Source organism: Rhodococcus sp. O3, assembly GCF_048897285.1.
Taxonomy (GTDB): domain Bacteria; phylum Actinomycetota; class Actinomycetes; order Mycobacteriales; family Mycobacteriaceae; genus Rhodococcus.
The window spans coordinates 1-7,416 of the sequence record NZ_JBMBTE010000180.1; the positions used below are offsets into that span (position 1 = coordinate 1).

The 7,416-nt window shown below is 71.5% G+C and carries 6 protein-coding genes and 2 pseudogenes; 5 read left to right on the forward strand and 3 right to left on the reverse strand.

What is annotated here, in order from left to right:
• From ACN675_RS26655 to ACN675_RS26675, 5 genes and pseudogenes are all read left to right on the forward strand, one after another.
• Positions 1-341: pseudogene (locus tag ACN675_RS26655) on the forward strand (hypothetical protein); the annotation flags it as partial.
• Positions 338-1,264 carry a tRNA (adenosine(37)-N6)-dimethylallyltransferase MiaA gene (miaA, locus tag ACN675_RS26660; RefSeq protein ID WP_420753689.1) on the forward strand — a complete coding sequence of 309 codons (927 nt, stop codon included), beginning with the start codon at positions 338-340 and terminating at the stop codon, positions 1,262-1,264. The pseudogene ACN675_RS26655 and the gene miaA, both read left to right, overlap by 4 nt.
• 5 nt (positions 1,265-1,269) lie before the next feature.
• Positions 1,270-2,136, forward strand: coding sequence for a diaminopimelate epimerase (gene dapF / locus ACN675_RS26665; RefSeq protein ID WP_420753685.1), 867 nt, complete (start codon positions 1,270-1,272; stop codon positions 2,134-2,136).
• A gap of 124 nt (positions 2,137-2,260) precedes the next feature.
• Positions 2,261-3,712, forward strand: coding sequence for a GTPase HflX (gene hflX / locus ACN675_RS26670; protein WP_420753690.1), 1,452 nt, complete (start codon positions 2,261-2,263; stop codon positions 3,710-3,712).
• Positions 3,713-3,723: 11 nt separating this feature from the next.
• Positions 3,724-4,785 carry a hypothetical protein gene (locus tag ACN675_RS26675; RefSeq protein ID WP_420753686.1) on the forward strand — a complete coding sequence of 354 codons (1,062 nt, stop codon included), beginning with the start codon at positions 3,724-3,726 and terminating at the stop codon, positions 4,783-4,785.
• 7 nt (positions 4,786-4,792) lie between these two features.
• Here ACN675_RS26675 and ACN675_RS26680 read toward each other — a convergent pair whose 3' ends face one another.
• The 3 genes and pseudogenes from ACN675_RS26680 to ACN675_RS26690 all read right to left on the reverse strand — a co-directional run.
• Positions 4,793-5,050, reverse strand: coding sequence for an HPr family phosphocarrier protein (locus ACN675_RS26680; protein ID WP_420753687.1), 258 nt, complete (start codon positions 5,048-5,050; stop codon positions 4,793-4,795).
• Positions 5,051-5,088: 38 nt separating this feature from the next.
• Positions 5,089-7,194, reverse strand: a complete 2,106-nt coding sequence (locus ACN675_RS26685; protein WP_420753688.1) for a PTS fructose transporter subunit IIABC — start codon at positions 7,192-7,194, stop codon at positions 5,089-5,091.
• 9 nt (positions 7,195-7,203) lie between these two features.
• A pseudogene (locus tag ACN675_RS26690) lies at positions 7,204-7,416 on the reverse strand (1-phosphofructokinase); the annotation flags it as partial.

Consider the following 7,416-nt stretch of genomic DNA (forward strand, 5'->3'; position numbering starts at 1 on the left):
GGCTCGGGCAGCGGCTGCGGACCGAACTGGACGAGGACGACACCCGCCGCGGGCTGCTGGTGATCGCCGACGGCGCAGCGACCCTGACCGCCAAGGCACCGGGCGCGTTCGACGCGCGTGCCGAGGCCGTCGAAACCGACCTCGCTGCCGCACTCGCCGCCGGGGATCCGTCGGCGCTGGCCGCGCTCGACCCCGACCTGTGCGCCGAGATCGTCCTCGACGGACGCGCCGCCTGGCACGTTCTCGCCGGTGCGTTCACCACGGCACCGAGCGCGGTGAAGATCGCCTACCGCGGCGCACCGTACGGAGTCGGCTATCATGTCGGGACGTGGCGACCGTGAGCGCGCCCGTCCCCGTCGCCGTCGTCGGGCCGACCGCCACCGGCAAATCCGACCTGGGCCTGGACCTGGCGTGCGAGCTCGGCGGCGAGATCGTCAACATCGACGCGATGCAGCAGTACCGGGGCATGGACATCGGTACCGCGAAGCTGACCGTCGCCGAACGCCGCGGCATCCCGCACCACCAGCTCGACGTGCTCGACGTGGTCGACACCGCCACCGTCGCCCGCTACCAGGAGGCCGCCACCGCGGACGTCGAGGCGATCCGTGCGCGCGGAGCGGTCCCGATCATCGTGGGCGGCTCGATGATGTACGTGCAGGCCCTGCTCGACGAATGGGAGTTCCCGGCGACGGACCCACAGGTCCGCGCCAAGTGGGAGGCGGTACTCGCCGAGGGCGGTCTCGCCGCCGTGCACGCGGCGCTGCAGCAGGCCGACCCGGTCGCGGCCGCGACCATCCTGCCGACCGACGGGCGCCGCATGGTGCGGGCGCTCGAGGTGGTCGAGCTGACCGGCCGGCCGTTCGCAGCGTCGCAACCGCAGCGGGGGGAACCGCGCTGGGGCACCGTGATCCTCGGGGTGGACCGCGACACCGCCGAACTCGACGAGCGCATCGCGCGGCGCACCGACCTGATGTTCGAGCGGGGCCTCGTCGACGAGGTACGCGGACTGCTCGACCACGGACTGCGCGACGGGGTGACCGCGAAACGGGCCATCGGCTACGCCCAGGTGCTCGAACATCTCGACGGTGACTGCGACCTCGAGCATGCCCGCGAGCGCACGTTCCTCGGCACCCGCCGGTACGTCCGCCGCCAGCGATCCTGGTTCCGCCGCGATCCACGAGTCCACTGGCTCGACGGCGCCGACCCGGACCTGACGGCCGCGGCCCTGCGCGTCGTGGGCGCGACGAGCGGCTCGATAAGCTGACCGGCATGGAGTTCAGCAAAGGGCACGGCACCGAGAACGATTTCGTGATTCTTCCCGACCCCGACGCCCGGCTGGACCTCGCGCCGGAGCGGGTCGCCGCCCTGTGCGACCGCCGCCGCGGTCTCGGCGCCGACGGCATTCTGCGGGTCGCTCGGGCCGGCGCGCTCGTCGAGCGAGGGGTGCTCGCGGAACTGCCCGACGGTACCGGCGCCGACGACTGGTTCATGGACTACCGCAACGGCGACGGCTCGATCGCCGAGATGTGCGGCAACGGCGTCCGTGTCTTCGCGCACTACCTGTGCGCCCAGGGTCTGGAGAGCCGCACCGACTTCGTGGTCGGCAGCCGGGCCGGGGGCAAGCCCGTGCAGGTGCACGCGGCCGGCCCGGTCGACGGCGAGGTCACCGTCGACATGGGTGTCGTGCGCGAGCTGGGGGCGTCCACCGCCACCGTCGAGGGACGCGTGTACAAGGGCCTGGGCATCGACGTCGGCAATCCGCACCTGGCGTGCGTCGACCCGCAGCTGGCGGGCACCGGTCTGGCCGCGCTCGATCTGTCCGCGCCCGGTTACGATCCGGGCTTCTTCCCGCACGGCGTCAACATCGAGTTCCTCACTCCCATCACGTCGGGCGCGGTCGAGATGCGCGTCCACGAGCGTGGAGTGGGGGAGACCCGGTCGTGCGGCACCGGGACCGTCGCCGCGGCGATGGCTGCGCTGCGCTTCGACGGCGCCGACTCCGGTCTCGTCCAGGTGCGGATCCCCGGCGGCACCGTGGAGGTGCGGATCGAGGACTCGCGCGCGTCCCTGCGCGGCCCGTCCGTGCTGGTCGCGACCGGAACCATCGCCGATTCCTGGTGGTCGGCCCTGTCCTGAGATCCGGCCTGAGCTCCGGCGGGTCCGTCCTGGATCCCGGCGTGTCCGCGATGCCGGGAAAAACTCGAATGCACGGACTCGGGCGGCGTGGGACCATGGATCTTGTATGACGAACACACAGCGTATGACGAAGACACCGCGCAACGGGGAGTCCGTGACCGAGGACCGCACCGAATACGACGGATGGACCACCGACGACCCGTCGGTCGGCGAGATGCAGCTCGAGGATCGCAGTGCACTGCGCCGCGTCGCGGGACTGTCCACCGAACTCGAAGACATCACCGAAGTCGAGTACCGCCAGCTCCGTCTGGAGCGAGTGGTGCTCGTCGGCGTGTGGACCGGCGGAACCGCCGCCCAGGCCGAGGCGAGTCTCGCCGAGCTCGCCGCACTCGCGGAAACCGCGGGTTCCGAGGTTCTCGAGGGCCTCGTCCAGCGGCGCGACAAGCCGGACGCCGCGACCTACATCGGCTCCGGCAAGGCCGACGAGCTGCGGCAGGTCGTCCTCGCGACCGGCGCCGACACCGTCATCTGCGACGGTGAACTCACCCCCGCCCAGCTCACCGCACTGGAGAAGGTCGTCAAGGTCAAGGTCATCGACCGGACCGCCCTGATCCTCGACATCTTCGCCCAGCACGCCACCTCCCGGGAAGGCAAGGCGCAGGTCTCGCTCGCCCAGATGGAATACATGCTGCCGCGACTGCGAGGCTGGGGTGAATCGATGTCCCGGCAGGCCGGTGGCCGCGCCGGCAGCAACGGAGGCGTGGGTCTGCGCGGCCCCGGTGAGACGAAGATCGAAACCGATCGCCGTCGCATCCGCGAACGCATGGCGAAGCTGCGCCGCGAGATCAAGGCGATGAAGGCGGCCCGTGACACCAAGCGGACCCGCCGGCTGCGCAACCGCATTCCGTCGGTGGCGATCGTCGGATACACCAACGCCGGCAAGTCGAGCCTGCTCAACGAGCTGACCGGCTCCGGGGTTCTCGTGCAGAACGCATTGTTCGCGACCCTCGATCCGACCACCCGGCGCGCGGCGCTGCCGGACGGGCGCGAGTTCGTGCTGACCGACACCGTCGGATTCGTGCGGCACCTGCCGACCCAGCTCGTCGAGGCGTTCCGCTCCACCCTCGAGGAAGTCGCGGACGCGGATCTGCTGATGCACGTCGTCGACGGATCCGACCCGATGCCGACCGAGCAGATCAAGGCGGTCCGCGAGGTCGTCACCGAAGTGCTGCGCGAGTCCGATGCGCCCGCGCCGCCGGAACTGATCGTCGTCAACAAGATCGACGCCGCCGATCCGGTGATGCTGATGCAGCTGCGCGGCCTGCTTCCGGACGCCGTCTTCGTATCGGCACGTACCGGCGAGGGCCTCGACGAGCTGCGCGACCGGGTCGCCGGACTGCTCGAGGATCCGGACGTCGAGGTCCAGGTGATGCTGCCGTACACGCGCGGAGATCTGCTGGCCCGCATCCACACGGACGGGCAGATCCTCGAATCCGCGCACGGCGAGGACGGCACGCGCGTCCACGCCCGCGTACCGAAGGCGCTGGCCTCGGCATTGGTCGAGTACGCCGCCTAGTGCGGACGGGGGTGGGGGCCGCGCCGGTCGCGGTGACGGTTCTGCTCGCGGCGCTCGCCGCAACGACACCGGCGAGCGCCCAGACGCAGGACGTGCCGGTCGCGGACGTGCAGGAGGGGGTGCTGTGCACCCCGTCGGACGCCGGACTCGCGGAACTGTCCGGACTCGCGATGCTCGGCGGTCGCCTGTTCGCGGTACCCGATGCGGGGGCGGACGAGTCGGTCGTCGAACTCGGCGACGACTGCTCGGCCGTGCGCCGCATCCCCGCACCGGTCGACCCGTACGACGTGGAAGACCTTGCGGCCGGACCGGATCGGCGGCTCTGGCTGTCCGACACCGGCGACAACGCCGCACGCAGGGAGACCGTCGCGCTGATCTCCCTCGACCCCGCCACCGGTGCCGGTGACCTGTACCGGCTGACCTACCCGACCGGCGCCCGCGACGGTGAGACCCTGCTCATCGGTCGCGACGGCGTGCCCTTGTTCGTGTCGAAGGCCTTGTTCGGCGCGAGCACCGTCTACCGGCCGGCGGACGGGAAGACCCTCACGGACCTCGCGTCGCCCGGACCGAATCCGCTCGAGCAGGTCGGTGTGCTCCGGCTCGGACCCACCGACACCCCGGGGGGACCGCTCGCCGGGGGATCGTCGACCCTGATCACCGGTGGTGCGGTCAGCGCCGACGGCACGGTCGCGGCCGTGCGCACCTACACCGACGTGTATCTGTTCCATGCCCCGGACGGCGACCTGGTGGCTGCACTGACCGCGGGCCCGCAGCTGCGCATCCCGGTCGCCGGCGAACCCCAGGGAGAAGCCGTCGCGTTCACCCCGGACGGTGATCTGCTCACGGCGTCCGAGTCGAACGGCGGTCCAATGCCGCAGATCCGGGTGTGGCGCGGGGTGACCGGCCTGTTCGCACCACCGGAAACCACAGCACCGGTGTCCGAGACGAACGGTGTCGCAGTCGCAGAAGGCGCGGCAGCCGCCGGTGTCGCGGTGGTCCTGGTGGCCGCGGCGGGCTGGTGGTGGCGCAGACGACGCCGACCGGCCCGAGGCCGGCCGGCGTCGCGCCGGTGAGACCCGCTCAGGCGTCGAGGTCGGCGACCACGAGTTCCGCGATCTTCGCCAGTACGGCGTCGTCGTCGCAGGTGACGGTGACGGCCGTGCCCTGGGTGGCGCCGAGCGTCATGATCATCAGTGCCGAACCGGCGTCGACGGGTTCGCCGCCGTCCACCGCGAGGGTGACGGGAACGCCGGCCGCGACGACGGCCTCGGCGATGATCCCGGCGGGACGGGCGTGCAGGCCGATGGACGAGCCGACGGTGACGGTGGTGCTGGACATGGGATCTCCTTCGATCGGTCGAATCGGGGTTCGGTGGGTCAGACGGCGACCGGCTCGGGTGCCGGAGCCGTGGCGGTCAGGTGGGCGGGGCGCTTCAATTCCTTGGCGAGCGTGACGCAGACGGCGCCGACGATCGTGCCGGCGGCGAGGGCGACGAAGAACCACAGGACCCGGTCCATCGCGAAGATCACGAACACGCCACCGTGCGGGGCGGTGAGCGTGACGTCGGTCGCCATCACGATCGCGCCGGTCACGGCGCCCCCGACCATCATCGACGGGATCACGCGGAACGGATCGGCCGCGGCGAACGGGATCGCCCCCTCGGAGATGAACGACGCACCGAGCAGCCACGCGGCCTTGCCGTTCTCGCGTTCCGCGGTGCTGTAGAGCTTCGGCCGCAGCGTCGACGACAGGGCCATCGCCAGCGGCGGCACCATGCCGGCGGCCATGACCGCAGCCATGATCTGCAGCGACGCGTGGTTGTCGACGGCCAGACCGGCGACCGCAAACGCGTAGGCGGCCTTGTTGACCGGGCCACCGAGGTCGAAGCACATCATCAGGCCGAGGATCATGCCGAGGATCACGGCGGAACCGCCGGACAGACCGTTGAGCCAGTCGGTGAGCCCGGTGGTGATCGCGGCCAGCGGCCGGCCCAGCACCAGGAACATCAGGGCGCCGACGATGAGCGTGGCGAGCAGCGGGATTATCACGACGGGCTTGAGGCCGCGCGCCCACACCGGCAGCGGGATCCGTCCCACCCACAGGGCTGCGAAACCGGCGATGATGCCGCCGACGAGGCCGCCGATGAAGCCGGCGCCGACGAAGACCGCGACCGCGCCCGCGGTGAAACCGGGTGCCAGACCGGGGCGGTCGGCGATCGCGAAGGCGATGTATCCGGCGAGGGCGGGCACCAGGAACGAGAACGCCAGCGACCCGAGCTGGAACAGCACGGCCCCGAGATAGGTGGCGACTCCGCCCGCCGGCAGATTCCACAGGGTGTTGTCCACGACGATATCGGCGGCCGAATCGGAGATGTCGTACCCGCCGAGCAGGAATCCCAGCGCGATGAGCAGACCACCCGCCGCGACGAACGGAATCATGTAGCTCACACCGGTCAGCAGGATCTGCCGGATGCGGGTGCCCCAGCCGAGTTCGCCGCCCCCGGCCTCCTCCACATCCGCGGGAGCCGAACCGGCCTCGACGGTCGCGGTGGACGGGTCGGCTGCGGCACGAACCGCTTCCGCGATCATCACGTCCGGCTCGTTGATCGCACGCTTGACGCCGGACGCGACCACCGGCTTGCCGGCGAAGCGCTCACGGCCCTTGACGCCGACGTCGGTCGCGAAGATGACCGCGTCGGCGGCGGCGATGGCCGCGGCCGGCAGGGGAGTGCTGCCGCTCGAGCCCTGGGTCTCGACGCGGACGGTGACACCGGCGCGTTGTCCTGCCGCGGTGAGGGCGTCGGCGGCCATGTAGGTGTGGGCGATGCCGGTCGGGCACGCGGTGATCGCGACGATCGTGCGTTCGGTGGTGGCCGCCTCGGCCGGCGTGGTCTCGGCTTCGCGTTCCGGCTGTGGTTCCGCCACCGCTTCACCTTCCGGCCGGGTGTCCGGTGTGGGCTGGGTTTCCGGTGTGGGCTGGGTTTCCGGTGTGGGCTGGGTTTCCGGTGTGGGCTGGGGTGGTGGCGGCAGCACGCCTTCGACGAGTGCGATGACGTCCGCTTCGGTGGCGGCGCTGCGCAGCGACGAGACGAACTCGGGCCGGACGAGCGCGCGGGCCAGCGACGACAGGAGCTTCATGTGTTCGGCGCCGGCCCCTTCGGGTGCGGCGATCAGGAACACGAGGTCGGCGGGGCCGTCGGGGGCACCGAAGTCGATCTTCGGGGACAGCCGCGCGAATCCGAGCGACGCCGCGGTGACCGCCTCGGACCGGCAGTGCGGGATCGCGAGGCCTCCGGGAAGACCGGTCGCCGACTTGTCCTCCCGGGCCAGGGCGGCGGCCGCGAGTGCTTCGGCGTCGGAGGCGCGGCCCGCGCGGGTGAGCCGCTCCGCCAGTGCGGTGATCACCGCGGCCTTGTCGGTGCCGAGGTCGGCGTCGAGCGTGATGAGGTCCGCGGCGATGATCGCGGGTGCGATATCTGGCATGACAGGTCCTTACGGGTGGTGGGGCAGTACCGGCGAGCGGGACTCGAGGTCGGTGATGGTCACTGCGGCCGGATCGACCGAATCGGGGCCGGGCAGTTCGGTGCCCGGCAGGGTGACGGCTGCGCAGCCGTAGGCCACGGCGTGCCGGAGTCGGTCGGCCGGGCCGAGACCGCCGCGTTCGGCGACGAGATAGCCGGCGAGCGACGAATCGCCGGCGCCGAC